The sequence below is a fragment of the Pelagimonas sp. KU-00592-HH genome (genome assembly GCF_040369695.1).
GTDB lineage: Bacteria > Pseudomonadota > Alphaproteobacteria > Rhodobacterales > Rhodobacteraceae > Shimia.
Map to the genome: position 1 here is coordinate 264372 of NZ_BAABWM010000001.1, position 25287 is coordinate 289658.

39 protein-coding genes are annotated in these 25287 nt (G+C 54.9%); 10 read left to right on the forward strand and 29 right to left on the reverse strand.

Going from position 1 to position 25287, the window contains the following annotated elements; genetic code table 11:
• Window positions 1–16: 16 nt before the first annotated feature.
• Entirely contained in the window at window positions 17–310 is a 294-nt protein-coding gene (locus tag ABWV42_RS01360) for a hypothetical protein (protein ID WP_353338567.1), read from the forward strand.
• 64 nt (window positions 311–374) lie between these two features.
• Here the strand turns inward: ABWV42_RS01360 and ABWV42_RS19680 are convergent, their stop codons facing one another.
• The 28 genes from ABWV42_RS19680 to ABWV42_RS01495 all read right to left on the reverse strand — a co-directional run bounded on the left by ABWV42_RS19680 (window position 375) and on the right by ABWV42_RS01495 (window position 18947).
• Window positions 375–794 carry a phage tail assembly chaperone gene (locus ABWV42_RS19680; RefSeq protein WP_502930932.1) on the reverse strand — a complete coding sequence of 140 codons (420 nt, stop codon included), beginning with the start codon at window positions 792–794 and terminating at the stop codon, window positions 375–377.
• Window positions 722–1123 (reverse strand): hypothetical protein, encoded by a 402-nt coding sequence (locus tag ABWV42_RS01365; protein WP_353338568.1) that lies wholly within the window; start codon window positions 1121–1123, stop codon window positions 722–724. The genes ABWV42_RS19680 and ABWV42_RS01365 overlap by 73 nt, the downstream gene beginning before the upstream one ends.
• A gap of 1 nt (window position 1124) precedes the next feature.
• Window positions 1125–1577: a hypothetical protein gene (locus ABWV42_RS01370; RefSeq protein WP_353338569.1), complete on the reverse strand. Its 453-nt coding sequence runs from the start codon at window positions 1575–1577 to the stop codon at window positions 1125–1127.
• A gap of 73 nt (window positions 1578–1650) precedes the next feature.
• Complete coding sequence (locus ABWV42_RS01375; RefSeq protein WP_353338570.1) at window positions 1651–1905, reverse strand: hypothetical protein; 255 nt, start codon at window positions 1903–1905, stop codon at window positions 1651–1653.
• Between the two features lie 13 nt (window positions 1906–1918).
• On the reverse strand, window positions 1919–2308 hold the full coding sequence (locus ABWV42_RS01380) for a phage tail terminator-like protein (protein ID WP_353338571.1): 390 nt from the start codon (window positions 2306–2308) through the stop codon (window positions 1919–1921).
• The gene (locus ABWV42_RS01385; protein ID WP_353338572.1) at window positions 2305–2709 is read right to left on the reverse strand and encodes an HK97 gp10 family phage protein; all 405 of its coding nucleotides are present in this window, start codon (window positions 2707–2709) and stop codon (window positions 2305–2307) included. Before ABWV42_RS01385 ends, ABWV42_RS01380 begins: the two co-directional genes overlap by 4 nt.
• A 3-nt stretch (window positions 2710–2712) precedes the next feature.
• A complete protein-coding gene (locus ABWV42_RS01390) occupies window positions 2713–3069 on the reverse strand; it encodes a hypothetical protein (RefSeq protein WP_353338574.1) in 357 nt (118 codons plus the stop codon).
• A 5-nt stretch (window positions 3070–3074) separates the two neighbouring features.
• The gene (locus tag ABWV42_RS01395) at window positions 3075–3593 is read right to left on the reverse strand and encodes a DnaT-like ssDNA-binding protein (RefSeq protein ID WP_353338575.1); all 519 of its coding nucleotides are present in this window, start codon (window positions 3591–3593) and stop codon (window positions 3075–3077) included.
• A gap of 9 nt (window positions 3594–3602) precedes the next feature.
• On the reverse strand, window positions 3603–3917 hold the full coding sequence (locus tag ABWV42_RS01400; RefSeq protein WP_353338576.1) for a hypothetical protein: 315 nt from the start codon (window positions 3915–3917) through the stop codon (window positions 3603–3605).
• A 69-nt stretch (window positions 3918–3986) separates the two neighbouring features.
• Window positions 3987–4955 carry a major capsid protein gene (locus ABWV42_RS01405; protein WP_353338577.1) on the reverse strand — a complete coding sequence of 323 codons (969 nt, stop codon included), beginning with the start codon at window positions 4953–4955 and terminating at the stop codon, window positions 3987–3989.
• Between the two features lie 16 nt (window positions 4956–4971).
• Entirely contained in the window at window positions 4972–5703 is a 732-nt protein-coding gene (locus ABWV42_RS01410; RefSeq protein WP_353338578.1) for a DUF6651 domain-containing protein, read from the reverse strand.
• A 328-nt stretch (window positions 5704–6031) separates the two neighbouring features.
• Window positions 6032–7087 carry a phage minor head protein gene (locus ABWV42_RS01415; protein WP_353338579.1) on the reverse strand — a complete coding sequence of 352 codons (1056 nt, stop codon included), beginning with the start codon at window positions 7085–7087 and terminating at the stop codon, window positions 6032–6034.
• A complete protein-coding gene (locus tag ABWV42_RS01420) occupies window positions 7084–8490 on the reverse strand; it encodes a DUF4055 domain-containing protein (protein ID WP_353338580.1) in 1407 nt (468 codons plus the stop codon). Before ABWV42_RS01420 ends, ABWV42_RS01415 begins: the two co-directional genes overlap by 4 nt.
• A complete protein-coding gene (locus tag ABWV42_RS01425) occupies window positions 8490–9944 on the reverse strand; it encodes a PBSX family phage terminase large subunit (RefSeq protein WP_353338581.1) in 1455 nt (484 codons plus the stop codon). Before ABWV42_RS01425 ends, ABWV42_RS01420 begins: the two co-directional genes overlap by 1 nt.
• Entirely contained in the window at window positions 9889–10392 is a 504-nt protein-coding gene (locus ABWV42_RS01430; protein WP_353338582.1) for a DNA-packaging protein, read from the reverse strand. Before ABWV42_RS01430 ends, ABWV42_RS01425 begins: the two co-directional genes overlap by 56 nt.
• Before the next feature lie 50 nt (window positions 10393–10442).
• Window positions 10443–10823: a hypothetical protein gene (locus ABWV42_RS01435; protein WP_353338583.1), complete on the reverse strand. Its 381-nt coding sequence runs from the start codon at window positions 10821–10823 to the stop codon at window positions 10443–10445.
• Between the two features lie 636 nt (window positions 10824–11459).
• Window positions 11460–12074, reverse strand: a complete 615-nt coding sequence (locus ABWV42_RS01440) for a hypothetical protein (RefSeq protein WP_353338584.1) — start codon at window positions 12072–12074, stop codon at window positions 11460–11462.
• Window positions 12075–12130: 56 nt separating this feature from the next.
• Entirely contained in the window at window positions 12131–12796 is a 666-nt protein-coding gene (locus ABWV42_RS01445) for a hypothetical protein (protein ID WP_353338585.1), read from the reverse strand.
• A 211-nt stretch (window positions 12797–13007) separates the two neighbouring features.
• Window positions 13008–13616, reverse strand: coding sequence for an MT-A70 family methyltransferase (locus ABWV42_RS01450; protein ID WP_353338586.1), 609 nt, complete (start codon window positions 13614–13616; stop codon window positions 13008–13010).
• Entirely contained in the window at window positions 13616–13828 is a 213-nt protein-coding gene (locus ABWV42_RS01455) for a hypothetical protein (protein WP_353338588.1), read from the reverse strand. The genes ABWV42_RS01450 and ABWV42_RS01455 overlap by 1 nt, the downstream gene beginning before the upstream one ends.
• Complete coding sequence (locus tag ABWV42_RS01460; protein ID WP_353338589.1) at window positions 13828–15240, reverse strand: DnaB-like helicase C-terminal domain-containing protein; 1413 nt, start codon at window positions 15238–15240, stop codon at window positions 13828–13830. The genes ABWV42_RS01455 and ABWV42_RS01460 overlap by 1 nt, the downstream gene beginning before the upstream one ends.
• On the reverse strand, window positions 15230–15502 hold the full coding sequence (locus ABWV42_RS01465) for a hypothetical protein (protein ID WP_353338590.1): 273 nt from the start codon (window positions 15500–15502) through the stop codon (window positions 15230–15232). The genes ABWV42_RS01460 and ABWV42_RS01465 overlap by 11 nt, the downstream gene beginning before the upstream one ends.
• Window positions 15499–16143, reverse strand: a complete 645-nt coding sequence (locus ABWV42_RS01470) for a hypothetical protein (RefSeq protein WP_353339501.1) — start codon at window positions 16141–16143, stop codon at window positions 15499–15501. The genes ABWV42_RS01465 and ABWV42_RS01470 overlap by 4 nt, the downstream gene beginning before the upstream one ends.
• 5 nt (window positions 16144–16148) lie before the next feature.
• Complete coding sequence (locus tag ABWV42_RS01475; RefSeq protein ID WP_353338591.1) at window positions 16149–16973, reverse strand: phage replication initiator YdaU family protein; 825 nt, start codon at window positions 16971–16973, stop codon at window positions 16149–16151.
• Between the two features lie 172 nt (window positions 16974–17145).
• Window positions 17146–17694, reverse strand: coding sequence for a hypothetical protein (locus tag ABWV42_RS01480; RefSeq protein WP_353338592.1), 549 nt, complete (start codon window positions 17692–17694; stop codon window positions 17146–17148).
• Window positions 17694–18029: a hypothetical protein gene (locus ABWV42_RS01485; protein ID WP_353338594.1), complete on the reverse strand. Its 336-nt coding sequence runs from the start codon at window positions 18027–18029 to the stop codon at window positions 17694–17696. Before ABWV42_RS01485 ends, ABWV42_RS01480 begins: the two co-directional genes overlap by 1 nt.
• A gap of 108 nt (window positions 18030–18137) precedes the next feature.
• Window positions 18138–18293, reverse strand: a complete 156-nt coding sequence (locus ABWV42_RS01490; RefSeq protein WP_353338595.1) for a hypothetical protein — start codon at window positions 18291–18293, stop codon at window positions 18138–18140.
• A 447-nt stretch (window positions 18294–18740) separates the two neighbouring features.
• The gene (locus tag ABWV42_RS01495) at window positions 18741–18947 is read right to left on the reverse strand and encodes a helix-turn-helix domain-containing protein (RefSeq protein ID WP_353338596.1); all 207 of its coding nucleotides are present in this window, start codon (window positions 18945–18947) and stop codon (window positions 18741–18743) included.
• A gap of 94 nt (window positions 18948–19041) precedes the next feature.
• Between ABWV42_RS01495 and ABWV42_RS01500 the strand changes: the two genes are divergently transcribed.
• A complete protein-coding gene (locus ABWV42_RS01500) occupies window positions 19042–19371 on the forward strand; it encodes a helix-turn-helix domain-containing protein (protein ID WP_353338597.1) in 330 nt (109 codons plus the stop codon).
• Between the two features lie 686 nt (window positions 19372–20057).
• Here the strand turns inward: ABWV42_RS01500 and ABWV42_RS01505 are convergent.
• Window positions 20058–20966 (reverse strand): P63C domain-containing protein, encoded by a 909-nt coding sequence (locus ABWV42_RS01505; RefSeq protein ID WP_353338598.1) that lies wholly within the window; start codon window positions 20964–20966, stop codon window positions 20058–20060.
• A 487-nt stretch (window positions 20967–21453) separates the two neighbouring features.
• Here ABWV42_RS01505 and ABWV42_RS01510 point away from each other — a divergent pair, with 487 nt between their 5' ends.
• The 8 genes from ABWV42_RS01510 (at window position 21454) to ABWV42_RS01545 (ending at window position 25224) form a co-directional block, all read left to right on the forward strand.
• Window positions 21454–21735: a hypothetical protein gene (locus ABWV42_RS01510; protein ID WP_353338600.1), complete on the forward strand. Its 282-nt coding sequence runs from the start codon at window positions 21454–21456 to the stop codon at window positions 21733–21735.
• Between the two features lie 5 nt (window positions 21736–21740).
• A complete protein-coding gene (locus ABWV42_RS01515; protein ID WP_353338601.1) occupies window positions 21741–22010 on the forward strand; it encodes a hypothetical protein in 270 nt (89 codons plus the stop codon).
• 238 nt (window positions 22011–22248) lie between these two features.
• Window positions 22249–22467, forward strand: a complete 219-nt coding sequence (locus ABWV42_RS01520; RefSeq protein ID WP_353338602.1) for a hypothetical protein — start codon at window positions 22249–22251, stop codon at window positions 22465–22467.
• Window positions 22467–22703, forward strand: a complete 237-nt coding sequence (locus ABWV42_RS01525) for a hypothetical protein (protein WP_353338604.1) — start codon at window positions 22467–22469, stop codon at window positions 22701–22703. Before ABWV42_RS01520 ends, ABWV42_RS01525 begins: the two co-directional genes overlap by 1 nt.
• Entirely contained in the window at window positions 22696–23679 is a 984-nt protein-coding gene (locus ABWV42_RS01530) for a PD-(D/E)XK nuclease-like domain-containing protein (RefSeq protein WP_353338605.1), read from the forward strand. The genes ABWV42_RS01525 and ABWV42_RS01530 overlap by 8 nt, the downstream gene beginning before the upstream one ends.
• Complete coding sequence (locus ABWV42_RS01535; RefSeq protein WP_353338606.1) at window positions 23676–24683, forward strand: recombinase RecT; 1008 nt, start codon at window positions 23676–23678, stop codon at window positions 24681–24683. Before ABWV42_RS01530 ends, ABWV42_RS01535 begins: the two co-directional genes overlap by 4 nt.
• Window positions 24680–25030, forward strand: coding sequence for an HNH endonuclease (locus ABWV42_RS01540; RefSeq protein WP_353338607.1), 351 nt, complete (start codon window positions 24680–24682; stop codon window positions 25028–25030). Before ABWV42_RS01535 ends, ABWV42_RS01540 begins: the two co-directional genes overlap by 4 nt.
• 5 nt (window positions 25031–25035) lie before the next feature.
• The gene (locus ABWV42_RS01545; protein ID WP_353338608.1) at window positions 25036–25224 is read left to right on the forward strand and encodes a hypothetical protein; all 189 of its coding nucleotides are present in this window, start codon (window positions 25036–25038) and stop codon (window positions 25222–25224) included.
• Window positions 25225–25287: the final 63 nt, after the last annotated feature.

Consider the following 25287-nt stretch of genomic DNA (forward strand, 5'->3'; position numbering starts at 1 on the left):
TACCTCGGAGGTTTCGATGAAGGCGTTTTTTCTCAGCACCGCAATTGCAGCGACCGCATCAACAGGCGCGTTGTCCGCGCCGATGGATCACCAAAAGTGCATCAGAGAGCTTTCAGGGATGTACGATGCCCGGATCGCTGCGGTTTTGATGGCGCGGAAGTTTCAGGCCTTGGCCGTCGACACTCGAAGAGTTGAGGGCGGCGAGACTGCAATCAAAATGGCCGGCGGGTTGTACGAAGCAACCGTCAAGCACTACGACGGGCTCATCTCTGCGTTCTCCGACGTTTGCGAGTCACTCCGCAAAGAGTGATGCTCTAAGCGGTAGCCCTGTCGGGCGCCGCGGCGAAACCAATTCCGCGGCGCCCTAGAGCCCGTTAGGACCCGTCTTCCCAAGGCTCTCGTGCAAACTCATTTTTGGCGTGCTCGAGCCCCTCGATGTAGGCTTTCGACATGTTTCGTACCAACTGCGCTTCAAGAGGAGTGCGTATCTCCCCTGTCAGCCGAGCGTAGGCATCTATTTCGGTCCAACTGATCGGCATCAGGCCGAACCCATTCGAAGCCACCTTTTCGAGTTCAAGAAAAGCATTGTAGACGTGCTCTCCCGCCTCAATCGGCGGAAGCCTGGGTGGAAAGCCGGTTTCGCTTACGCATTTGTCCCACCTGTTTTTGGGCCACTCTTTAGGCTTTCCGTGTAGGAAACCGAGGTGGCGGGCCCGCAAGATCAGTGCTTTTGACGGTTCGTCACGAAGTTCTTGCGGTCTCTCGAGAAAGGGCCGACCTGCCCACAGATCCACTCTGAATCCTTGTCGAGATAGAGGCGAACCGCGTTTTCAAAGGTGAAAGGCAGTTCCTCGTCTGAGTGCAGGCCAATGCCTGTCCAGCCCACGGTGATCGATGCCAGCATTTCTGCCCCCGACTGCGCTTCAGATATATTCTCCCCAGCAAGCTGTCGGCTGGCGATGTCTTTCTGCTTCACTTCGAGCGCGTCGCTGTCTGCCCCCAGAATTTCCATCGAAACAGGCGTTTTGCCGTCGAATAGCCTTTCGCCGGTGGCCGGATCTTTGAGGTGCAGTGTTGCCGGCGAGTTGGCGGCCAGCCGCGGGCTGAGTTTGTCGAGTTTCAAGTTACGCCTCCACGATCACGGGCTCTTCGTTCGAAACCATCACGAAGGCGCAACCTTCATGGCTCGTTTCGCTCTTCTCGCTGCGGCGGAAATCCCGCAGGTAGCCGGTGTAGTATTCCGCATCACCGGCAGGGTTGAGAACTTTGATCGAATAGTCGGCCGAACTGCCAAAGGCAGCACACGCGGTACGAACTGCGTCCTGACCAGCATCCGCGAAGTCTTCGGTGTGGCACGTAACCGGGAAATTTCCGCCACTCACTGCCCCTTTGAGGCTCTTTTTCCGCCCGGTCTTGAGATCCGCCGGCCGTTCAATGTCGGAGTGTGTGTCGCCACGTTCACCGATCGATGCAATGCTCCCCACCTCGGTAAAGGTCAAAGCTTCGAAGCCGGCCTGATTGATGGTTGCAGGAGCGCCCGGCGCGATGTGCAGGGTGCTTTTGATGCTTCCGCCCATGATGTCATCCTCATTCTTTGGGTTGATGTCCCAGCCTCACCCACACGGGGGAAGCGGCTCGCTGGGAAAGCCGCTATTTCTTGGGCGTTACATCGCCTTCGAACGAGACCAGCGTTTTGCCGTCTTTCTCGATCGCTTTGGCGACAACGCCGGAATAGGTCACCCCATTGCCAGGGTCGAACTCGAGCACTGTGTGACGGGCCGGCTTCTCGCCTTTGAACTGCAGGCTTGGTTTCGTCACACTGCCCTCCGATGTCGGAACAAACGTCCCGCCCTCGATGCGAATGGGCGCGGCCTTTGCCCGTGGTGCTTTCTTCTCGGTCGCCATGAATTGGCCCTCCTCAGTTGCGGTAGTCCACCCAAACAGGTGTTTCCCAGTGGTTACGCTCTCGGCGCCCGGGCTTCACCGTTACGGAGTGAACGCTGACTGTGTCTTCGACGTAGTCAAACACCTGTCCGGTGAAATGAGCAGCGATATTGCCAGCACGATCGCGGTAGACAGCTTCGTGCTCTCCCAGAGGAGAACATAGGGTCAAAACAATGAACCCACGGCGCCTGAGGGGGTCTGTGTCTTTCAGCCCAACGCGCTGATTGTCGTTTGGCAGATGAGAGACTCTGACATACTCCCCTTCGGGCTCGTTTTGCTCCAACGAGGGATAAACAAGCGTGAACCCTGAAAGGGTTTCGACGCGCGCCATCAAAGCGGCGTGCAGATCACCGTCAACGCTCATAGCTGAACTAGCTCCAATCCGATTTCTTGGACAACGCTGTGGAACTCCTGAACTGTCAGGCCGACCATTCCATTCGGTGCCTGGCCGGAATGCCCGTTTTCCAATCGTGGCCCATAAGGCAGGTTGTTTACCAATGTGATGGTGTCGCCGACCTGCAGTCCAAGGGCCGCCGCCTGAACCTTGCCTAGAGTCGCTTGTCCAGATTTGTCATCGAGATCGAGCGTTCCGGTCGGCACGGAACCGATCGCGACCTGCCAGTTCCCTCGAAACCTCCCCGTATCGACAGGGCTCCGGAGGACCACACGCGAAAACATCTCCAGCGCAATTTTTCGGATGGCCAGTTCCATTTTCGACTTCGTTTTTTCCACGAAGCGATCGACTTCCTCACTAAAACTGCCCACGGCTTACCTGTGGCAAACCATATCATAGGCAACGATTGTTCCCGCAGGTGCAATCTTTCCGAGTTTACGGATCGTGAGGGTTCCCTCTGTGCAGACGATTTTGTCTTCTTTGGTGATGCCGCCAGTCAGTGCTTCGACAATCACCTGAAAGTCACCGACAAAAATGTTCGTCCCATCGACCCTCTTGTCATCAACCGGCAAGACAGCCATTTTTGCGTCGAAGTCCTCCGGTGCCGTTGCGCCGGCTGTCGTTGATGAGGCAGCCCCACCAGTGCGGTTTAAGCGCCTGACTTGCCCGACTTGTCCCAACTCTTCCAAGAGGTCTGTTACATCACCGGCGAGATCATCATAGAACGTCATGTTCACTAACCTCGTGCCAAACGGGCGGTGCGTACGCTTTCACCCGGCTGCCCGCCAACGATGTAGCCGCGCAGCAAACCCTCGACAGCACGCACTCGAGGCTCCGAGCCACTGCCGGCGGCATACTCGGTTTCCTTCTCGATCGGTCCGACCTTCTTTTTCTCCCGCTTGATTTCGGCACCACTCTTGAACTCCAGCAGATCGTGGCCCTCGTAGATGAGGTAGGCGAGTTCGTACTGCGCGTAGATGATCGGCAGGGGAATGCTGTCGGAGGGGATCGAGAAACCATCTGGGTCGGTCTCGTTGACCGTCCGCGGCCATGCACGAGCTTGCGACGATGTCTTCTTGGTGCCCAAGAACTGGTACTCACGGTCGAGGAACACAGCCGCGCGTCGCATATGCGGCTCGAGATCAGCGTCTGCCCCAGTAACCGTCCAACCCATGCTGGAGGAGTAGGTCTTGAAACCGGCGACGGAGGCATAGCTGTCCGAGCTTGCCCCCCCAACCGTGGTATCCAGTGTCATGCCTGCCCCTTAGAGATTGGTGAACATGATGGCCTTGAGCTGCTCGCGAAGCTCGGGGACCTTGCCTTTAGGATCTTCGACGCCATGACCTTTCAGAAAATTGACCAGATCACTCTTCAAGAGTTTGTCAACGTCTTCTGCTGATCTGGGTGGCTCAGCCGGGGATTTGCTCTGCGTCTTTGTCTTTGCGTTGGGGTCGATGATGTCTGCGCCTTCGGGGGCAAAACGGGCATCAATGATACGAAGGCCTTTGGCGCAGATTTCTTTCTTCTGAGCGGTGGTGATCGGGTGCTTAACGTAAGCGATTTTGCGATCTTTGGACATTGTGTCTTTACCTTTGACTGGGGTCATAGAAAGGCGGGCCAGTTGCAGCCCGCCTTGAGGACGACGGTGTTACTGATCGGCATCCGCAACGGCGATGACACCAGCCGTCAGCTTGTCGAACTCGGCGACTTTGTCCCAGTTCGAGCCAGTAGCCAGTTCAGCATCAGATGGCGATTTGCCCCCGTTGGACTCGTCCCAGCCGTAGCCCTTCAGGCCCAGCGTAAAGCTGTAGTCAGCTTGGAACGAAGTCTCGATGCGTTGCTTGCCGTTGGTCGTTTCGACGTTGGTGACTACATCCGATGCACCGCCTACCGCCGCTGCACCAGTTGTGAGACCAAGCACCTTCGACTTGTTCGGGGTGCCGGCCTCGTACAGTGCCGGAGCGTCTGTGACGATGACAGCCTTGTTCAGAATGTCGATCACGTTGACATTCCCCGCCTGGAAGAGGCGCTCAGTGTTCGCCAAGTTGTCACCGACCAATTTGTGCGCGACTGTGCCAGTCATGATATTGGCCACGATGCGCCCAGAAGCATCACCGAACTTAGCGTGGGCCGAGTTGATTGCACCGTAGGTCATCCCGGCCGTCGCCGAAACGTCATTGGTGACCCCTGCGTTGTTTTCAAGCGCAGCTACGAGCGCGGCAATTGCCGTGTTCAACTGGTCCTGAAGCAAAAGTTCAGCAAAAGCCAACGATGCCGCTTCGACCCCCTGTTGGGTGGGGCGCTGCAACCAGGTCATCTGAGAGGGCTCGTAGGTGACCGGCCCAAAACCGCCAGCGATCTTCACGCTGGAGCCCTTCAGTTCCTGCAGAGCCGTTGACGCCTGCGCGTCGTTGCTGCCGTAACGATCGACGCGGCGACGGGCCGATGCCAGCGAAGCGAAGAAGCTTTCGCGCATAAAGTCGCCAGTCATACCCTCAGATGAAAGGGTAATCGCACCGGCCGAACTGGCATTGAACTTGTCGATCATCTGATCAAGCGAGATGATGGTTGCAGGCATGATGTAGTCGTTGAACACCTGCATTGCGGAAAGACCCATGATTTATCTCCTTGGGTTATTTCTCGGGCAAATCCCCGAAACCGGGGATCTTTGATGCCAGAGGGTTGCTGTGATTGCCGTCCCCGCCTCGATCACGCTGCTTTGCTCCACCGCCGCCAGAGCCCTTTTCCTTGAGAAGGTGCTCACTGTCTGGGTGGGACGATACGAGAATTCCCAGCGCTTCCTCAAAAGCGGCTGGCTCGCCAGGCTTCTCTTTCGAGTAGATAAGATTGCCGCTCGCATCCTTGGCGACGACATTCCCGTCTTCGATCGAAAAGTTCTTGGAGAATTCCGAGCGGACTAGGCTCTTGGGAACTGCGATGTTCTCTTCGACAAACTTGGAATTGGAGAACGAGTCGCCAATCATCTTGTCGTTGAGAGTGGTTTTGAGGTTGCCGATTTCCTGATCTTTGGCGTCGAGCTTCTCCTCGTAAACTTTGGAGACCTCGGCTTTTACCTTGTCGACCTCTCCGGCATCGATGAGCTTCTTGTCATCAAGGTTTTTGACCGTTTCCAGCGCCTTGATGGCGTCTTCCGGGCTTTCAATCCCCTCGAATGTCTTCAGCTTTGCCTCTGCCGCTTCTTTTGCCTCGCGATGACCCTGTGCTTCACCATTTAGGCGAGTGACCGTTTTGGTCGTGTGGACAACGTCGAAGGCGATCTCTTTGCCGTCATCCACATAGACGGGTTTTCCGTCACGAACTTCAGCGTAGGTTTTGCCTTCAATTTCGACTGTTTTCAGATCCATTGCTTCCTCGTTTTTGGCCATCCGACCAGTGCTAAGAGGGGCATCCGCCCCGTGCGCCGCTGGGCATCCTCCCAACGACAAAGGCCGCCCACGTTGGACGGCCCTTCATTCGATTTCTGTGTACTTTGCTAGGTCAGCAGGCTTCGGCAGTGGAAGCACGCGACGTGCTTGGTGCCACCAGTAACTTTGCCGTTTCGAACCATACGACCGATTGTAACTTCTATTGTCGTCGCCGAGCCGCACTTGCAGACCAAGGGCTCAACATCGCCCTTTTTGCGCGCCCGGTATGGCTTAGGCTTCTCTCCGCCCTTTATGACTTTGAAACGGTCTATAATCCTGCTCTCTCAAAAGCTCCAACTTCTCTCTTACGGAGCTCATCCAAGGTATACTCCTCGCCGGAAAAATCAACAAACCGATCAAGCGACAGTCCGCCATTTCGAAAGAGCTTGGCTTTAGATTTCCCCAAGACGTTATCTTGGAATTCCCTACTTTCCTTTCGGAGGTAATCCTCGAAAGTCAAATTTTCTGGAACCTGCCCATTCAGACTGGACCGCGTGCCCTCCGGAGCCTCGGCAGGTTTCAGGCCCAACTCTTTCCAGCTTTTGAGGATCGGAGTATCGACCGAACGACACCCAATGTGTCGTGGAGGCTTTGGCCCCTTACCGATTGCGTAGGTCGTTCCGTCCAGCGCTCTACACTCCGCAGTTGTCCGACCATCTAGCGTGGCGACGAAACGCCAGCCCTTAACCAGACTCTCGTTTTCCTGATAGAGCCGATCTCGAGCGACGGACGCTGTGTGAGACAGCGCCGTTCGAACCATCGCCTCTGTTCCACGACGGCTCGCGTGGAGAATTCCGTCGCGATACCCGTTGGCCCGGGTCCCTCTGATTTGGCGTACAATGTCGCCTGTGGTGAGCCCCTCAACCACACCCATACGAATGGCATCGCGGACGCGCTTAAACGCGTTCGCTTCAAGATCACTCATCCACTCTCGCAGCAGACGGCCTTGAAACGGACGGGCAGACACAGCCGAGTAGAGCGTGTGAGGAGCCGGCGAGATTACATCCCACTGAATAGGCAAGGCCGCCTGCAACAACTCCGCCTGAAATTCCGTCTCGTAGCGCACAAACTCGCGCACCTCTTTGCGAAACTCCCCATTCAGAACCACGTAGGCGTCGACATTTATCTTACGAATAGCGTCCAGAAGCCTTTGCAACTGAACACGCGAAATATCAGTTAAGTCCTCTCGGAGCAGCCTTTCAACAATTCTATCGTCCAGACGTCCAAGCAGACGCGCAATCATGTTTACTGTCTGAGTGCTGTATCGTTGCAAATAGATAGCATGGCGGACGTTGCCAACGAGGATGTCCTCTGCCGCAGTCATTCGCCATCCTCAATACCGGGGAAATCCACCTGCTTGGGAGATTCCTTGTCAATCAGTTCCTTTTCGTCGGATGGGTCGATGTCATCCATCAGAACGTTGCGCCGCTGGCACTCCTTCAAGAATGTCGCGTGACTGATCTGGCCGGTGTTCACCGCGTTTAGCAGGAACTGCAGGTCTCCTTGGCTCAGCAGTGAGATGCCAAAATCGGTGTTCACAGAAACGGAGCCGCCCTCATCCCGCCCCTTGTAGCGCGCCATGAAGCACAGGGCCTGCTCCAACGAATCTTTCAGATTGTTCGCCATCATCGCCAGCGGCGTCATGACTTTGCCGTGATCGATCGCTGCACCTGTCGCGCCAGTGTTCGCTACCGGCTTCCACGCCAATTCGATACCGAGAACCTGCATCCGCTGCTCGAGCTTCTCCAGATCCTTTTCTCCGGCCTCAATCGCAGCCCCGGCATGCTCGACATACTTGACGTCGGCTTCCGTTTTCGGGCGCTCGGTAATGATCGCCGAGTTGGGCGAGGCCTCGACGTCCTTTGCCTTCATACCGAACAGAACAAGCAACGGCACCCGTGCGGTGTGAAGGATGTTGCGCTGATCGCTTGCGCTCTGCCAGTGAGCAATATTGAGGTCGGCTAGCTTCTCGTACCGGGGCTTCGCCGTGAAAAATCCGGTGCGATTTGTATAGAACGGCACCAGAGGAATTTCCTCCATGTCCGTAAAAATCGGACTCCCGAAGATCTCCCATTTAGCATTCTTGCCCCTTCGATAGATGGAGATAACCACCTTGCCGTCGACCAACTCGAGCACACGGACCTGATCAACTGAAATTTGGGAGAATTTGTCGTTGGGATCGTCCTCTTCTACGGTCTCCCAGATTCTCACCATGGACAGAACTGTTTTATTGTTCTGGACCGTGGTCTTCCAGCCAAGCACATCTTCTGCTTTGACGTGGATCATATATGGGCGGATGTTCTGCTTTCGAGCTTCAGCCCTCGTCATTCCTGAGGACTTTTGGGGGCTGTCGACAAGAATGAATGCTATTCCTGCTTCAACCCCATCCTCGAAAACATCTCGTGCGAAATTGTTGAGTTTGCGCCCGTCACTGTCGATGTTTTCTGCGAAGCTCAGCAGCTCGGCGTCGACGTCCTCGCCAAATGCTACCTCCTTGGCAAAGACGCGGTCCGCGACATCCTCGATCGCCTTATCAAGTGCAGGAAACAGCCAGGAACGGTTTTTCCGGCTGATGTAATCTTCATTTGACTCGCGCTCTTCCTTAGGCAGATAGACCTCACCAGCTTTGCGCATTGCATCTACGCCACCACGCAGATCCCGGATTTTCTTTAGAGCCGGGCTGCCACTGAGGCTCTTTGGCGACTTGTCTGCAACTGAGTTGGTCATCAGAGTTTCAACCTCACTGTGCCGGCCCTATACGCCGCAGGCCGCGGGGCGTAGGCCATAATGAAGGCGTCTGCCTTGTTGGGAGATGCGATCTCTCGCTTTGCCAGGTCTTCCTTGCTCTCGACCTTGACGCGCCCCCGCTTGTCGATGTCCTTGCGAGGCGTCGACAACTCGTCGATGAGATCATCCAAGTGCTCGAGCTCAGAGGAGATCGAAATCAACTCGTCATCTGGAAACTTCATACCCTTGGTCACGGCGTTGTAGGTGTTGAGAAACCTCTTTCCGACCTCCCACCAAGACTGTGCTTTCAGATTGGAGTAATAGTCCTCGTTCAACGGAGACTTTGGGTCCTCTGGATCTATGTTCTTCTTCTTGTTCACCACTGCGTCAGCTGCGTTGAACCTGAAGTACTCGATACCTGTTTCGTGCTCCTCATTCAGAGCTTTGAAGTGCGAGCCTGCAAAGGCTCCGATGCCAATGCTGTCGTAGTCGATGTCTGCCTTGGTATGGCGCGCCCTGGCGTGAACCCTAGCGGCCGACTTGAGCAGTTCATCCTCGCCTGCTTTCCACTCCTCGAGGCGAATTGCGACTATACCGTGCGCCTCCACAAAGGCGTTCTTGTCTTTCCCATCGTCGGCGACATCAAACCCGATGCGCTTGCGCCCGTTGATGCCCATCCCGATCTTTTTGTGAGCGTCGATAGCGGCCGTTATCCAACTGCGCTTAATGATGACCTGGTCATCATCTTCAACCGGATCGCCCATGTAGACGTTCTGGAACCCGTCGGGATCTTGAAGACGCTTCTTCTCTATCACCCTTTTGATGGTTTCAGAGAGAAACGGATTTTCGTCAAAGTTGATCTTGCGCTTTATGGTGTCGCCAACTTCGCCATAGATCCTACCCTTGATGAGTGTTGACGGCGTTCCGGTGACAAACTTTCGGTAAACAAAGTCGGTGACGAGTTTCGGGTTGAAAATGATCCAGAACTGACTTGCCTCGTTGCGAAGCGTCGGCTCCAGAATCTCCCACTGCTCTTTTGTCAGCCCGTGCGCTTCTTCAATCCAGCAGATGTCGATGTCTTCAAGAGACTTGATTTCATCGATATGCCGCCACAGCCCATAGAACAGGAATTCTGAACCTGTTCGCTTATGGCGTATCGCATCCCTGGTGATGACAAAGTCATTCTGCAGCCCAAAACGCAGGATTTGCATCTTGAGAAGCGTATAGACGCTCTCAGCTATCTTGTTCTGAAACTGCCGAGCACAGAGAAACCGAACACGGTAATTTGAAGCCAGAAAGACGGCAAACCCGGCGGCATCCCAAGACTTAGTGGAAGACCTCCCCCCGTATAAAACTCGGTTGCGCGCAGGCGTTGTCCAAAAATCACGTAGTGCTGGGTTAAGCGTCACTGGGGCCATCGGGACTCGCGTAGAAGTCGGACAACGTGCGAACATTCATCTCGCCTGAAAGCTCCTTCTTGTCAGCCAGTCCGAGATCCCGAGCGATGATATTTGGGTTCAACAAATCTGCCGCAGCCCCCTCAAATTTCTGCGCTCGAATGATTTCCTCTACTCGCGTTATGACAGGAAGCAAATCGGCGCGGTCCTCTCTCCACATCGACCAGGTTCGCTGTGTCACATCCAAAAAAAGGCACAAGCCGCCAATAGTCATTGCGCGCATCTTAGGGACTTCGGCCTGCTTTGCTTCCCCCTGAAACTTGACTAGTTCAACCGTCACCAACGGGTTTTCGTGTACCCAGTCGAAATACTCCATGCACGCGATTTCCAACGCTTCCGGTGTTTCGAACAGAGGCTTTGGACCTGCTGAGCTGCGGGCTTGCCAAAACTTGTTGCCGGGAAGGAACCGGCCTTCGGCGTCTCGCTTGCCATCATCTTTGGACATGCAGTTCTCCCATTCAGGTAATTCACTTCAGCAGGCTGCAAGAAATCGGATTAAACCTCGAAACCACAGAGATCTGCGGCTTGCTCGAACATACGCTGAAGCACATATGCGCGGACTTCCGTGGATTCCCATCCGAGCGGAACCCCGTGTGATTCCATCACCATGTCTGCGAGATGGCTGCATTCGTGAACTATTGTGGAGAGATCGACTTCCTCTGGCAGGTAGACGGCCCACCAATGCGTGTTTTTTTCGTCTGTCAGCTCGCTGGCCATCGCTTTGGCCCGTTTGTCCCGAAAACCATGATCCTTGATTCCGACGACACGCTCGAAGTACTCGCACATCTCGTCCAGATCTTTGAACACTCCGATTTGCGCTCCAAAGGGCTGTGCGATGATTAGTCCATCAGCCTTTGGCTCTTTTGTCTTACCCATGAGACCCCGTGGATTTTGATTGGCTGCGCGAAGCTTCCGGGCCCTGAGGCCATCTCTTAGTCACCCGCTTTGACCAGCGGTGATGTGTGGGCTTTCCACCCACTTGGCACCGTAGAGCTGGTGCTGGCATTCAGTGCGCTCCCGCGCCCATGAGGTGCGCCGGTACCGAGCTTTAGAGGTATGCCGAGGATCTTCGGTACAAGCAGGCTTTGCACCTACTCCCAGCACACCACCAAAAAGCGGTTGGCGGCTCTCCTGCGAAAGCGTCCGCCTGGCTCACCCCCGCAATCTCGGTTGGGGCTTAACCGCCACAAGGGCTCCTCGTGTGGGCCTATTTGTGCCTCAACCACACCTATTGATTTTTGGGCCTAGGTTTCGGTTCCGATAGCTATCCGGTCACACAGCCTAGTTTCGTCTGCCAGTCCGGCTGCCAGCATCCGCACCTACTCTCTTCGGTGGAGGGCCTCGGTGGCAGCACTGTACCCATTTGGCGCTTGGTGGCGCCCTGCCCTGCATCTTGTGCACGAGATAACATAGGCCACAAGAAAAAGGGCAAACCACTGTATCTCGTGATTCGCCCTATTGTGACATACATGACTCAGTAACTGACTCTCAGTCAACTGTTTTAGATTTAGGCTATTTCATGCGCTTTCGAACCTTACTCTTAAGCTCTTGAATTTTCGCAGTAAAAATCTCCGTGAACCCAGTCTCTTCCTTCTCGCCATACTTGGTGTGGTCAAACCGAATATCTTCGGCGCCCGCTCCGACCCGAAGCAACTCTTTGTCTTCTTCGCTGACACGTGGATCTTCGAGAAGGGAATAAACGGTAAACTGGTGTCTCAACCGCTGTTCTGATTCCGAAATATCAACAAGCCACGTTTCCGCATGATCACCCCATATGATCACAGCTTCGGAGAGAAGGGCTTCCAGATCGCGCCTGGCCACCGAAAGCTTGTCCAGTTTTTCTTGGTCGCGCCGGTCGTGCATGGCAAAAATCTCTACCAATTCCTCCTCTGGCTTTCCCTCATAGGCTCCGAGATACTGCAGCTTTCGATCAAATGGGCTGCGAAGATCATCCAAAGCGTCCCTATAGGTGAGGATCGATCGCAGGATCTCTTGGCCCAGTTCATTGCTTTGCTCCCACTTTCTCTGAGCCTTCCACGACCAAACCCCATACCAAGCCACAAAAGCACCGCCAACTGTTGCCAAAGGCAGGACAACATTTGCAAAATTCTCTGCGCCAGAAGCCATCAAACTATCCCCGTACTTTCAATTCGCACCACAACACCACTTCAGGCCAAGTCTGTCTAGCGGGGTACAACTGTAAAAAACTCGTAGGGGACCTTGTACTCGCCTTCCACCCAGGCATCCGCGATTGTGTCAATCGTCGTTCGAAGATGGCCTGCCAGAGCCTTGCGCTGTCTGTCCGGAACCACGGGTTTTCCCGGCTTGCCATCACGCACAGGAGTTCGTGTCCAACCATAGCTCAGCGCGACCAAACTCAAGGTTCTCTGTTTGACACAGACCTGAAAGGCCAAGTCGAAAGCCTTGATACGCTTATGTGGACCAAGAACACAGTTCCGGCCCTTGCCTTTGGGATAGGTGAACGAGGGAACCGATCGGAGGGCCTTCAAAGCACAACTCACCATCAGTGAGCGGTGAGCATGTGCCTCTGAATAACCTCCGGCCCCGGTCGGTGAGGAATCGACACGTTCCTTGAGGAATGACCCGCCACGGCCACCAGAAATGACCTCCTGGCACAGAGCTCCAAAGCAATTCCCGATGGCCCGTTGACTTTGCGTGATGTCTAGCCTGGGATCCAGCAACTGGTGCACTTTTGTCGTCATGCCGGCGCCAGATTGCCGCTCCAGCCGAGGCCCCTCCTTGTCGTAGATTTCTGCGTATGCGTTTTGAAACACACGCTGGCCTCCGGCTCTCATTTGGGCCTGAACCTGTTTTTTTGAAATAGCCATCACGTGCCCCTCCGTTGGCCATAAAGTTTGTTGGCCTGGTTCGTTACCTGTTGGCGCTCCCAGTCGTCGTGGATGTCCTCTGGGTCGATCACAGCGACTCCGAGCCGATGCCATAGTTCTCGGCGCGCTTTCAAATTGCGACGGCGAGCCTCGCCCCCCTGTGGGGCGTCTCCATTGGCTTGATGGTATATTCTACTGATCGGTGTGTTCTTCATTCCGCCGCTACCTCCTGAAACTTGCCGACCTCATTTCCGAAACTGTCCCAGCCTTTCCGCTCTTCCCTAGAGAACAGATCAAGGCGCCTGGTGGCCGTGGGGAACAGTTTCTCTGCTTCGCGATAGGCCGCGTCTGGCTTGCGCGAGTGTTGTCTCGCGGCCGCCATGAGGACTGATCGCACGCTCTTGGAGTATTTGGGATTGCCAGTGGCGCCGATCACGAAAGGTTCGCCAGCAGACCTAAGGCAATATCCTTGTCCGAAATGCTGCTTGCCGGAGATCACGTTGTCGTTTCTATCGAAAGACTTCTCGGTGAACTTGGCCCAGTGTCCAGACGTCACAAATTTGAAGCCCCACCCTTTCATGACGTCGATCTGCACATCGATCATTGGGTTGGTGCACCAAAGCCAAAGCACGCAATCCTTTGCCGCAAGATCTGCCACCCGGAGACGCCTAATGTCATCAATCGACATGCAAGAGTATTGTGCACTTGCGTTCTTATGCTCGCCGGCCTCAGACCAGTTTCGATAGAGCCAAGGACAGTCCGCCATGATGAGGTCATAATGGAACAAAGGGATCTGTGAAAACTTCGTAAAAACTGCCATCAGAGTTTCGCCTTTATGCTTGATCGAAAGCCCTGAACTCGATGGATATACAGAGCGACAATGTGTTGGTGCATCAGGGGCCCGGGGGCGGGCAGATCTTTCATTGAAAGAGTGGCTTCGCACTCCTCGTCTTTCACTCGAGTAAGCTCGGCCTCAGTGCCGCATTTCCTGAAACGTTCCTTGATGCGGTTTGCTTCAGCGATGACGTCCATCAGAAGGTAATCTCCTCTTGCCTATCACCAAGAGATGGCTCGAGGTTCCAAAACCGATTGGTTTCAATTGCACAGCCAATCCTGTCGGTTCCGATCGACCCAAAGCGCTGCTTCGCGGTGATGACCTCCATCACGTTCTTGCACGCGCCGAGCGCTTCGTTATGAAGCGCCAGTTCGACATCGTCCTCCGGCGGTGTTTCGCGGCTCAAATAGTAATGGTCGCGGTAGCAAAAGAGCACGACATCAGCATCTTGCTCGATTTGGCCAGAGTCCCTGAGATCTGAAAGCATCGGACGCTTGTTGTCTCTGAATTCGACCCCTCGTGACAGCTGTGAAAGTGCTATGACCGGCACATGCAGCATTGTCGCAATCTTCTTCAGGCCATTGGAAACTTTGCCGATGCGCTCGTTCGCGCTGTTGCCCCGCTCGGTTACCAATTGCAGATAGTCCACCAAGACTAAGCCCAGCCCTCCAACTGCCTTGTATTTCCGATCAATCTTGCGAAGCGCCGAAAATATCGCACCTGGGTCTCTGACGTGCGGCGGGACAATCTCAATTGGCAAAGAGGAATTCTCGTTTGCGCTTTCGACGGTCGACCTGAAGTCCCTCTCGCTCATCTCGTGAGCGCGCCGATAGTTGAAATAGGGCACACCGGATAACTCCGACAGGATGCGCTGTGCCAAGCCCTGATCGTCCATTTCCAGAGATACAATTGCGACCGCTTTTCCGGCCTTTGCCGTTCGCAAACCCAGGGATGTTGCCAGCGAGGTTTTACCCATCGAGGGCCGGCCGGCGAGTACAATGAGATCTGGTGCAAACAAACCGCCAGTACGCTGATCGAGAGCATTCAACCCTGTCGGGATACCAACAGGCGCACCATCCTGATAGGCCTCGTTCATGTTCTCAATCGCGCGGCGGAAAGCGGCGACAAGGGGAATCGAGTTCTCTTTGCCCTGCTCTTCTACCTCCATCAAAGCAAGATCAACACCGGCCTTTACTTCGTCCATCGGAGCGTTCTCCGAAATCTTCGAAGCCGCCTCGCGCAGCGTGTCCATGAAGATCCGCGCATTCGCCAACCTGACGGTGTCTTCAGCGTAATCTTGAACCGCAAACCCGCTGATGGACGCCCCTGCCAGTCTCACAATGTACCGAACCCCGCCAAGTTGCTCGATGCCTTCGTGAGCCGCGAAATCATTGGCAAGCGTGGTCGCGTCAGCGAGGTGACCGTTGGAAACCCTGGATGCAATTGCCTTCCAGATGTCCCTGTGCACAGGCTCCCAGAAATGCTCCGCCTTCACCAATCCTGAGATCTTGTGGAACCGATCGTTGTCTACGATCACGGCACCCAACAGCTGCTGTTCTTGCTCGACGTTGTGAGGTTCGACGTCGAACGGACGCTTTTCAACTTTCACAACAATTCTCCGATCGGCGCTTAGTGTTGTGAATGCCTCTAGTGATCGCATCCTTGCGCACGTTGTCCGCTGTCATGCCAAGGATCTCTGCTGTCTCCGCAAAGGTCCTGCCCGCCTTCAAGAGCGCTTCAACTTTGTCCCGCCGGTCACTCAACGCCTTGGCGCGGGCAACTGCGCGGTCAACGCCTGACGCACGTTTTCTCTGGTAGGCCGACAGACGGTTCGCAGAGATCAAGTGTTCTCCCTTCCAGTCTTCGGTCATGGTGCCACCAGCCTTTCAATGCAGCCCCACTGGTCGGCCATCGCCTGCGCTAGACCGGGAAAAAAGCGGCTGCGTTCCTTCCAACGATCCTTGCCGGGGGTGGCCTTGTGGACGCTCTCCCGCGCCGTGGTGCCGTCAAGCGTCCCTGTTGGGGTGAGGTTCGGCAGACCACGAAGCCAGAAACAGGTTCGTTTCTTCTCGTTGTCTGGGCCCTGCTCGTCGTGGCCGAATTGCCAAGGCTGCACCGACTGCGCGAACGGCTCGTAATTTACAATCCGTTCCTTGGCATACTTGTGCATTACCGGATTTTCGACGGCGACTAGGGGAATATCCGTGTTCCAGCAATCCGAGAACAGGGCCGCGCCTTCGTCCAACTCCTGCCACATCTCGTCCAGCGTCCGCCCCGGTGGGGCCTTGTGCAGCCAGCGGACACCAGAGTTACAAAGACGGGTGCAAGGCGGGTGCATGACGGCCAGCAAGTCCCATTCGCCCCAAGCCATCACGTCACGGACATCGCCCACGATGTGACGGTTAGAGGGGGTCTCCGCCGGGAGGAGGTCACAGGACCAAGCGTCATGCCCTGCGGCGAGGAAGGCGTCTCGCACAACGCCGGATTGCTCGCAACCAACAAGAACATTCATACTTGTCATTGCAGTCGCCCCCGCTGTTCGTAAGCCCGGTTTTCAGCGATGATCTTTTGGTAGCGGGACAAGCGATCGTTTGATGCGCCTTCAGGCTGCGCGGCAGACACCTTGTCGGGGAAAATGCCCTGCCACCCCTGAGCTATGCTCTCGTTGAGAACCGCATCAGGGTTTGGGTGTCCCCGCACCTTGTTTACCATCGCTCGAGCCGCACGCGCGGTAAGCGGTTTTTTGATTTCCCGCCGGTGAGCAACAAAATCGATAGCTACCTGATTGGAGCACACTTCGAGAAGAACGTCGGCGACCTCATCGCCCGTGTCACTACTGGAAGAAGTCAGGCCGCCAAGAGAATCCTGCTGCGTCACTTGAGAAGAACCTTTAGGTTCTTTCTTCTCTACTCTTCTCTTATCTGCTTGATGTTCCGTCGAAGCCTTTGCTTGACCTAAGCCATTGTTTTGTTTCGATTCAGACCGCGATTTTGCAGAACTTTTCCCGCCTTTTTCTCCATTTTCTTTCGCGTTTTCTCTCAGTTTCTGTTTGGTTTTTGCTTCATTTTTCGCGCGTTTCTGGGAGATTTTCGTTTCTGAGATTTCAAGGGTGATGCCATCCCTGAGCGCCAAACTCGCCAACGAATTTCGAATGGCGGCGGTGCCCATATCCGAGATCCAGCCACTGATCCATTTCGGATCATTGTTGATTTCGCCGCCGTGAACGTAAAGAAGCTCGATCACAACCGAATAGACCGCATGTTCGCGCGCGGTAAGTCCTTGAGTATCTGAGAGGTACGCAAGGGGCTCCCGTTTATACCAGTCGAGGCCCGTCTTGCTCATTGCCCCCCCTCCACTTCTGCCGTTGCCCGGTTGACGGAGAGAAACTCGACGTGCCGATCGCTGTAAGCGAGGATGACGCGCGCCTTGGCTGCGTCCCGGCTTTCCGCGCGAACGATATGCTTTACTCGCCCGGTTCCACCGCTGACAACGGCTACTACCTCATGACGTACTTTCACGATTTCTCTCCTTCCGACTTTGGGAGCGTCCCGTTGCTCCGAGAAAACAGGGGGGTTGTGTGAATTGCGTAGGCACGGCTTTGCGAGGCGCAGGCGTAGTCCCACACTGCGCCTGCATCCGCCTCATCATCCGTCTTGGGGCTCCAGCCACGAACTTGGCACTGCTTGTGGTTCGCCCACTTGCGCGCGTCCCGTCCGCCCCGGGAGGGCGCCCCTAGAAAGTTCTTGTCGATGGTTGGAATTTCAAACACGCGTGCCTCGACGCCGCGAAGATGAGCCCACCCACGAACACAGGCAACGAGCCCGTGAAGCAGTGTTATTTTCGCCTTGTCGTCTCGACGTGGGTTAATGATGGGCGCCTCAATCCCGATGAACTCAACATCGTGTTGATCGATCAGTTCATGAGTGAGCCGCATGACGTTCGAGAAACGCAGATCATGCGTCTGCCCTTTTCCAAGGTCACGCGTAAAGAACTCTGGTGTCTGCCCTGGTTTCCCAAAGCAGACGCCAGTTGCGGTGGCGATATCAAGGCCTGCAATGACCATCAGCCCATCGCCCCCGCCATGTCGTCGGATTGCGCATTGGCTTTGTCGACCATGTCCTGGTACTGCTCCTTCCACTGAGGAAGCAGCCCCGAGAACATAGGCTCAAACGACCGTAAGAAATCGGCCAGTTTATCGGGGCTCATTTTGTCGATGCGTTCGATGACCGAGAGCGCATCCTTGTGGCAACCAAGCGACTCGTAGGCCTGCTTGCGCCGCTGGCCCAACGCGGACGAGCTTTCGGACGATGCCGTTGCCTTGTTGTGCAGTTGATCGAGTTCACTCCGGAGCTTCTGCAGGTCAAGCGTGAATTCTTCCTGGTTCATGTCCTTTGCCATGACGGTTTCCTTTTCAAAAAAGGCCCCAAGCGCTTACGCGCCGGGGCAGTTTCAACAGGGAGGTACGCGGAGTGCTCGCCGCGCTCGAGATCAGGTGCCTGGCCCAATTCATTCTTGGAACCGCGACAGAATTGCGGCCTGATAGCTCAGCGCCGCCTGAACCAACTCATCCACTTCGCGAACGACTTCATGGGCCTCGCAGCGAGTGAACTTTTCAGGATCAGAGGAGTTTTCGGAATGCGCCAAGGCGTGCTTGTTCAGCACGTCAGCGAACTCCTTTGTAAGATGGTGTATGTCTGACTTTGCATTCTCGAAAGAAGGTACGGGTTGAAAGACACCCCCGGCCAGCCTCGAGAAATGCCGCGCTATGGGGGCTGCGGACGCAGGAACGATCCGTCCAAGCCGATGGAGGTGATTGACCCCCAAGCCACCTGGTCGGTCGTCATCAAAACCACTCGCTCTTGATAAGGTTGCCGTGGAAATCCCGAGATCGTTGCTGGCGCATTCTAGCCCGCCTGCAGCCGAGATGGACTCTCGCACCACCTCCTGAACGGAACCTGGTTTAGCAACTCGCATGGTAAAAACCCTCTGAAGATTTGACGTGCAAAACGACCGCGGGTGCCCTTTCTTGAAGACACCGACACGTTTGAAGGGAAAGTGATTTTGAAACCGAGAACCTATGTCCCGTTTCTTCTCGGTCGCAGGAGGCGATCATTCGGCCGCCTCCTGCTGATTAACCCATGATCGGGCAGGCACCGCACCGCCAGTTGCATCTTCAATGGCCACCGCAAGTTCGAGACCGGGAGTACCTCTCCCTGAAGCAAATCGCGAAACAGTTCCCTGCTTAACACCAATCTCTTCGGCAAAGTCCTCCTGCCGAATTTGGCTGTCCTTTAGATATTGTGCGAGCTTAGTCATAACCGGCAATATGCTTATTTGGCATATTCCAGTCAAGAATATTTATACCACACAGGAATTGGAGTAACCCGTGCATAGGGAATATTGTGTCGGCATGAAAAACATCGCCCGACTTCGAAAACTAAATGGATGGACGCAAAATGATCTGGCGGACGCTTGTGGCGTTGAGCAGCCAACCATTTCCAAGGCTGAGCGCGGCGTCGGCGGGACGAGCCTGAAAGTGTACCAGTCCATCGCGAATGCACTCGAAGTGCCACTCTACCTATTGTTTATGGACGAGGTCTCGGAAGCTGAAGTCAGGCTGATACGGGTGTATCGGGATCTTCCTGAGGCCCGCAAGCAAGGTTGGCAGGACATCCTTTCTTTGGCAGAAGCTGAAATTCAAGCAACAGATCAATATACCGATCAAGTTGGGCCTGGCTAAGGCGCTTTAGCTTTTCTTCGAATTCTTGGTCCGTCATCTTCGCTCTCTGATCGGGTAAGTTATCCATTTCAAAATCGTGCGCTGTGCTCAGGGAAATTACCGCCCCAAGCGGAAATTTGCAAACACCTGCCAGTAATTACCCTTTTTTAGCAACATGTTACCCTCCTTTTCCTCGCTCAAAATGAGGACACAAGAGTGTCCTCAAAATGGAAGAATCGCCCAGCTGGGATTCATAGATAGTCGAGGTAGCTAGCGACGGTTCGCAATATAACAACTTGAGTTCCGACAATGGCAGACTGAATTTCCTCGAACTGCTCCGCGGTCGCAAATCGGCTCGTCAGATGTCCGCAAAATCAGTGAATTGGCACCTCACGGAGTCCCAAAAATCATTCACCCATTTCATTGAAAGGGAACGTCAAACAACAGGATTTCAAGCCGAATCAGATCATCCTGAAATGATGTTCTCACTAGCATTAGCAATCGATGCAAAGCATGATTACAGACAACGCCACTCACCAATGTTCAATTAGCCTAGGCGTGAAGTAGCTCTCGAAAGAAGCACGAATCTGGCTGCGGGGTGCCTATCGGTTGAACTATAATCGAAAAATTTTTTTGGTGCCGGTCACCCGACAGGAAAAGAAAAACCCCGCCGTTGAGCGGGGTTAGAGCTTGCTGGAGTTTCGGATCTATGCCTCTCCGAAGTCAAACTCAGCGGTTTCGTGGAGCTTAGGCGCAGCCCGTTGTAGGTTGCGGTAGAAACTATCCCAGTGACTTGCGCCCCTCATCATGAAAATCAGGTTTCCAATATGCTCACGGAGCTTGGGATGCCCATGATCTTCCGTAAGCCATTGGTGGTGCTTCCGTTGGCGATAGCCTTTCTCTTCAACAACCGGGTTTTTCCGTTCCAGTTCGTCCAAAACACCTGGCGCCAAGCGTGAATAGACGATGTCAGATGTCAACTTGCCAATAAACCCAGGGCGAGCGACTTTGTCCGGGTCAAATGGGTGCCCCTTCAACCGATAGATTTGTTGGTAGAACTCGTCAGGGAATGTCTTTGACCACCTTGCCCAGTGCGAATTAATGTAGGTGTCCAGTATCCGGTGGAGTGCATCGCGTTCACGAACTTTTTGATAACCGGTTGCCTCGTCGATCCAAGCTTTGATGCCAAGATCTGCAAAAGCGATTAGAAGGGTCTGACAATACTCCGCATATCTGCGTTGAACATCAGTTTTCAAGGCCCCCATTTCACGTGCCCGAACAAAACCGACACAAAAGCCTTTCAAGATTTCGGCATCGTATCCGAAGGTCAAAAGGTTGCGTTCGCTCTTGAAACGGATCGGCTCTTCGATGGCCATTAAAACATTCTTTGAAAACAAGGCCCTAAGAACCCTATCACTAAGAATTTTCTTCAGTCGATGTCCATTAGAAGTGCCGCGTCCTTTTACGCCGATTACAGCAAGAAATCCTCGCTCCGAAAGGACTCGCCGGCCATCATTTAGGTTGTAGACAGGGATCGCATATCCCCCAACAATACGTTCGCCCGAAGCTATTGATCGCAGGCCTTCCTCTACTAGAGGATCTGTCGTTTCAGTCATCTTACCGCCCCTCCTGAGGCGAGTTGACGCTGCGCTGCGGCTTGCAAGATCTATTCACTTAGGGCAAACAGACCCTATTCCGTGAGTGGTGACCAGCAACGCAGCTGGGTCATATAGGAATAGAGCCGGGGATTGATTTGGGAGAATCTGGGCCCCGGCTTTTCTACGGAATTTTTAGAACATATCGAAAACACGGTCGCGAGTCACGCCGATGCGACGCTGTTTGCGTGATAAAAAACCTTCTACTTTCCCCACTTTTTGCCGCCGGGAACTCTTTGGGGAGCGCCCTTCCCATGAATACGCGGTCCCCTCTTCATTTCTACTTCGATCAGATCGTCTTCTGGGGTGAAGATAACCTTTCAAGTGATTCACTCAAATCGAGCCTCAGACAATTTCAAAAAACACATTTATTCCCATTTGGCATTTTTATTCTTGACTGGAATATTCCCATATAGCATATTTCTCCTCATCCAAGGGAGAACCACACATGTCAATTCCTCTGTCAGACCGCGCTGCATATGTCGTCTTCGACTACGTCGAGCCTCGTGTTCACGCGGGCAGCGGGGACACCCTTCGAAAAGAGGGATGGAAGGCCTCGGCAGTCGTAACCGATCGCCAGTGTGCAGAGGCATGGGCGTCAGAGGACATGACCTCGCGCGTCATTGAGACCACCTACACCCATGCCTGGCAGATAAAGGATGCCGGCCGTCTTTACTCAGCCGACGAACTGCAGAACTTTCTCACCTGCCATTCGCTGGCCGCGGAGTGATGGCTATGACTTACCGCACCGCAGGCACTCGCCCCGAGTGGACACAGACTTCTACCCACAAACGCAACATCTGCGATGTATGGTCGGCCGAGGTCGAGCATTCCGGAGTTGCAAACGCTCACTATGACGCCAAGGGAAACCTTCTCGGCATCGTTGAAATTCACAACCGTTTTCCGGACGGCTTCAAGCATTTTTATGGGCGTGAGCGGGTCATCTACATGCTCGGCCGAGCTTTCGTAAAGCGGGTTGAGGATGCAATCGAGGGGGCTTCGTGATGCCGCCCTTTGTCTTCACTCCCCGCGCAGCCCTCACAAGACCTGTACCTGACGCTGCGCGGACACTGGCGGGTGGGATGGCCATTCCACTCACGGAGCCAACTGTCTCCACCCGCCCTCTTTTTTCCAACACCTCACCGCGCATCCCCACAGCGGTAGAGGGAACCACGAGCGGGGCCTTAACCCTGTCCCTGTCGAAGCCTCGCTCGTGCAATCCACTTTTCCTGGGAGAACTGGAATGACCCGGAAACCCCATTCCGCCGGCGCATGGAAACACCCCTCGCCCAAGAGCGAAGATGACAAACAAAATGCCGCGCTTTCCAGACTGCTCTTTGTCATCGCTCTGATGACGTTCTTGATACTTGCCTTTGCTATGGCAGATCGGGTGTTCGGCAAGGTTGCCGCCAACGCAATCGAGGCTGAGCGATACAACCTTCTTCGCCTGGAGGGGTTCTGATGCGCCCAATTACCGAGTTACCGATCCACACCTACACGCCAACGCAGAAGGGCCGCATGTGCGTCGCATACATTGGCGACCTGCCCATTCGCTTCAAAGCGCCCACGATCGAAGCGGTGCGCGCGAAGGCAGATGCTTGGCGCCACGAAGAAGTCGCGAAGAACAAGGCTGCAGCAGCCAAAGCTGCGGACCGGCTGGTCTCGCGCGGAAAGCAAAAGGAGACGGACGATGCGTGACCTTGTTCAGGACAATTTCGAGATCATTGAACTGCCGGAGAGTGAGGTAATATCTGAACCTGGCTTTTACCGGATCAGTTTGGAACGCCATCACAACCAACCGTGCGATGGCCCGAGTGTAACATCTGGCGTTCTGCGAAAGATGGAACTCGAAAGCCCTGCCGATGTATGGGCGTTTCACAGGCTCAATCCCAACCGTTGGGAAAGCAAACAGACCGATGCGCTGCGCTTAGGCCGGGCAATGGCCTGCTTTGTCGAGGGGGGCCCGGAGTTGCTTGAAGAAGAGTTCCGGGCCCTGCCTGAAAACAAACCCAAACGTCCCACGCCGGCTCAGATGAAAGCCTACAACGAGGGGCGTGGAACGGAGGCTGGTATTCGTTCGGTGGAGTTTTGGGCCAACGTCGAGGCGGACAGCCGAGACATCATTACTGAGGCGGAGTGGGAGCAGCTTTGCAACATGGGAAAGGTTCTTGTCGCCGATCCTGCCGCCTCCGCAGTTATGGACGGTGTGCCAGAAGTCTCGATGGCATGGAAAGATGAACGCACGGGGATCTGGTGCCTTGCGCGCCCGGATACTGTCTCCTTCTCAGGGCTGGTCACCGACTACAAGAAGATGGCGACACGCGGAACGTCATTTAACGAGCGGCTCGTGGATCACCGCATCACTCAGCACGGATATGACATGCAGGGGGCGTTCGCTTGTGAAGGCTTCAAGCAACTCACCGATCACTGGCCGTCGTTTGGCATCATTGCTCAGTGGGACTCGCCACCACATCACGTGATCCTGCGGGAGATCTCTGACGAGGATCTGCGCATCGGAGCATTCCGAAACAATAGAGCTTTGACCCGCGTCCGTGAGTGCTTGGACAGCGGCATCTGGCCCGGCCCCGGTGAAACAACCGGCGTTTACCGTCGACCAGATTGGCAGCGGGAAATGCTGCTTGAAGAAATGCAGATTGAGGGGAAAGCACCATGAACACCGCAACAAATGTCTCTGTCGCCAAGGAAGTCGAAGGCCTGTCGGTGTTTGATCCAAATCTTGGCTCCTATGGATTTTCAAACCTCGGCGAGGTTGTCCAGTTTGCCGACCTGATGGCTGCGGCCGGCCCAATGCTTCCGAAACACTGTCAGGGAAAAGCAGCGATCTGTCTTGCGATCACCATGCGAGCAACTCATTGGGGATTTGATCCGTTCGCTTTGGCCCAAGAATCCTTCCAAACAAAAACAGACGCACCGATTGCCTACTCTGCCAAAGTCTTCGTGGCGGCTCTCAAGAATTGCACGGGGATCGAACTCCAGTATCGCTATGAGGGTGAGATCAAGATGCTTGATAAACCCGCTCTCTCGAGGAATGAGCGCGAGGTCGCCAAGCGAACGGCTGTGGGTGATCGCCGTTGCATCGCCTTCATCGAGGTAGACGGAGTCGTTAAGGAGTACCAGTCCCCCACGCTCGACGAGATAACGATCAAGAACAGTGCCTTGTGGCACAACGACCCAGATCAACAATTGGCGTACTATGCGGGTCGCGCATGGACCAGACGCTACGAACCTGGCGTCATAATGGGTGCTTTCTCGACCGACGAGGTTGAGAGCATGACGCCGATGCGGGACATCACTCCATCGAGCAAGGGCGGATTTGCTGCGACAGCTGAAGCAGCTAGGCATCCAGAAAGCGCGAAAACGATTGAACACAAGGACGAACAGTCCGGAGACGCCAAAGACCCGAAAGGCGATGGCAGTGACGCCGCTGCTGCAGAAGTCGAGAACAACCAAGAGCAGCCAAAGGAAGACCTGCAGCCGCACTGGACGCAAGCTGTCGACTATAGCGGCGGCTTCCCAGGGTCCGATGAGTTCACAGAGGGTGCGAAGGCGGCCCAGAACGGCACCTTGTCTTCTGAGTGTCCACACGAAGGTGACATCGACAAAGCCGCAGACTGGTTGGCGGGCTGGCATCAGAGCAACGAGGCGGCAAAACAATGAACCGCCGTAAGCGAACACCTCTCCAGCGGGCATCGATTTTTGAGGCCCACAAAGGGATCTGCCACATATGCGGTGAAAGGATTGACGGTACGCGGGAGAAGTGGGAGCTCGAGCACATCGTTCCGTTTGATCTGACCCGTGATGACAGCGACGAAAACTTGGCTCCCGCCCATGTCGCCTGCCACAAGGCCAAGACACGCGAAGACAAAGCTAGGATTTCCAAGGCAAACCGCGTGCGCGCCAAACACATTGGGGCTCATAAAAGCCGACACCCTCTTCCGGGCGGTAAGTCCTCCAAATTCAAGCGCAAAGTCGGTGGTCCAGTTGTTCTTCGAGACACGGACTGAGCCGGATGAGTGATCTTCTGCGAAAGCGCTGCTTCAAAACACCGATGCACCAGAACCGCAAACGCCCCACCGGCCACACCCGGAAGGAGAGGATGACCGTTGCTCAGAAAATCAGCAGCGACGCGCGAAATGTTCCGGTGACGATCAAGCCCGCTCCCTGGCTGGCTGACAGTCCAAACGAGAACAAGAGTTAGGGCAATCCTGCCCACCTCCGACCGGCAGCAACCATTTGCAGGAGCCGGTCGGGGCAATTGAAA

Excerpts from the sequence above, each read along its gene's own strand:
- ABWV42_RS01360 (WP_353338567.1), top strand. The coding sequence starts at position 17 with ATGAAGGCGTTTTTTCTCAGCACCGCAATTGCAGCGACCGCATCAACA.
- ABWV42_RS01370 (WP_353338569.1), bottom strand. The coding sequence starts at position 1,577 with ATGGGCGGAAGCATCAAAAGCACCCTGCACATCGCGCCGGGCGCTCCT.
- ABWV42_RS01375 (WP_353338570.1), bottom strand. The coding sequence starts at position 1,905 with ATGGCGACCGAGAAGAAAGCACCACGGGCAAAGGCCGCGCCCATTCGC.
- ABWV42_RS01380 (WP_353338571.1), bottom strand. The coding sequence starts at position 2,308 with ATGAGCGTTGACGGTGATCTGCACGCCGCTTTGATGGCGCGCGTCGAA.
- ABWV42_RS01390 (WP_353338574.1), bottom strand. The coding sequence starts at position 3,069 with ATGACGTTCTATGATGATCTCGCCGGTGATGTAACAGACCTCTTGGAA.
- ABWV42_RS01395 (WP_353338575.1), bottom strand. The coding sequence starts at position 3,593 with ATGACACTGGATACCACGGTTGGGGGGGCAAGCTCGGACAGCTATGCC.
- ABWV42_RS01400 (WP_353338576.1), bottom strand. The coding sequence starts at position 3,917 with ATGTCCAAAGATCGCAAAATCGCTTACGTTAAGCACCCGATCACCACC.
- ABWV42_RS01405 (WP_353338577.1), bottom strand. The coding sequence starts at position 4,955 with ATGGGTCTTTCCGCAATGCAGGTGTTCAACGACTACATCATGCCTGCA.
- ABWV42_RS01410 (WP_353338578.1), bottom strand. The coding sequence starts at position 5,703 with ATGGATCTGAAAACAGTCGAAATTGAAGGCAAAACCTACGCTGAAGTT.
- ABWV42_RS01415 (WP_353338579.1), bottom strand. The coding sequence starts at position 7,087 with ATGACTGCGGCAGAGGACATCCTCGTTGGCAACGTCCGCCATGCTATC.
- ABWV42_RS01420 (WP_353338580.1), bottom strand. The coding sequence starts at position 8,490 with ATGACCAACTCAGTTGCAGACAAGTCGCCAAAGAGCCTCAGTGGCAGC.
- ABWV42_RS01425 (WP_353338581.1), bottom strand. The coding sequence starts at position 9,944 with ATGTTCGCACGTTGTCCGACTTCTACGCGAGTCCCGATGGCCCCAGTG.
- ABWV42_RS01430 (WP_353338582.1), bottom strand. The coding sequence starts at position 10,392 with ATGTCCAAAGATGATGGCAAGCGAGACGCCGAAGGCCGGTTCCTTCCC.
- ABWV42_RS01435 (WP_353338583.1), bottom strand. The coding sequence starts at position 10,823 with ATGGGTAAGACAAAAGAGCCAAAGGCTGATGGACTAATCATCGCACAG.
- ABWV42_RS01440 (WP_353338584.1), bottom strand. The coding sequence starts at position 12,074 with ATGGCTTCTGGCGCAGAGAATTTTGCAAATGTTGTCCTGCCTTTGGCA.
- ABWV42_RS01445 (WP_353338585.1), bottom strand. The coding sequence starts at position 12,796 with ATGGCTATTTCAAAAAAACAGGTTCAGGCCCAAATGAGAGCCGGAGGC.
- ABWV42_RS01450 (WP_353338586.1), bottom strand. The coding sequence starts at position 13,616 with ATGGCAGTTTTTACGAAGTTTTCACAGATCCCTTTGTTCCATTATGAC.
- ABWV42_RS01455 (WP_353338588.1), bottom strand. The coding sequence starts at position 13,828 with ATGGACGTCATCGCTGAAGCAAACCGCATCAAGGAACGTTTCAGGAAA.
- ABWV42_RS01465 (WP_353338590.1), bottom strand. The coding sequence starts at position 15,502 with ATGACCGAAGACTGGAAGGGAGAACACTTGATCTCTGCGAACCGTCTG.
- ABWV42_RS01470 (WP_353339501.1), bottom strand. The coding sequence starts at position 16,143 with ATGAATGTTCTTGTTGGTTGCGAGCAATCCGGCGTTGTGCGAGACGCC.
- ABWV42_RS01475 (WP_353338591.1), bottom strand. The coding sequence starts at position 16,973 with ATGAGCAAGACGGGCCTCGACTGGTATAAACGGGAGCCCCTTGCGTAC.
- ABWV42_RS01480 (WP_353338592.1), bottom strand. The coding sequence starts at position 17,694 with ATGGTCATTGCAGGCCTTGATATCGCCACCGCAACTGGCGTCTGCTTT.
- ABWV42_RS01485 (WP_353338594.1), bottom strand. The coding sequence starts at position 18,029 with ATGGCAAAGGACATGAACCAGGAAGAATTCACGCTTGACCTGCAGAAG.
- ABWV42_RS01495 (WP_353338596.1), bottom strand. The coding sequence starts at position 18,947 with ATGACTAAGCTCGCACAATATCTAAAGGACAGCCAAATTCGGCAGGAG.
- ABWV42_RS01500 (WP_353338597.1), top strand. The coding sequence starts at position 19,042 with ATGAAAAACATCGCCCGACTTCGAAAACTAAATGGATGGACGCAAAAT.
- ABWV42_RS01505 (WP_353338598.1), bottom strand. The coding sequence starts at position 20,966 with ATGACTGAAACGACAGATCCTCTAGTAGAGGAAGGCCTGCGATCAATA.
- ABWV42_RS01510 (WP_353338600.1), top strand. The coding sequence starts at position 21,454 with ATGTCAATTCCTCTGTCAGACCGCGCTGCATATGTCGTCTTCGACTAC.
- ABWV42_RS01515 (WP_353338601.1), top strand. The coding sequence starts at position 21,741 with ATGACTTACCGCACCGCAGGCACTCGCCCCGAGTGGACACAGACTTCT.
- ABWV42_RS01520 (WP_353338602.1), top strand. The coding sequence starts at position 22,249 with ATGACCCGGAAACCCCATTCCGCCGGCGCATGGAAACACCCCTCGCCC.
- ABWV42_RS01525 (WP_353338604.1), top strand. The coding sequence starts at position 22,467 with ATGCGCCCAATTACCGAGTTACCGATCCACACCTACACGCCAACGCAG.
- ABWV42_RS01530 (WP_353338605.1), top strand. The coding sequence starts at position 22,696 with ATGCGTGACCTTGTTCAGGACAATTTCGAGATCATTGAACTGCCGGAG.
- ABWV42_RS01535 (WP_353338606.1), top strand. The coding sequence starts at position 23,676 with ATGAACACCGCAACAAATGTCTCTGTCGCCAAGGAAGTCGAAGGCCTG.
- ABWV42_RS01540 (WP_353338607.1), top strand. The coding sequence starts at position 24,680 with ATGAACCGCCGTAAGCGAACACCTCTCCAGCGGGCATCGATTTTTGAG.
- ABWV42_RS01545 (WP_353338608.1), top strand. The coding sequence starts at position 25,036 with ATGAGTGATCTTCTGCGAAAGCGCTGCTTCAAAACACCGATGCACCAG.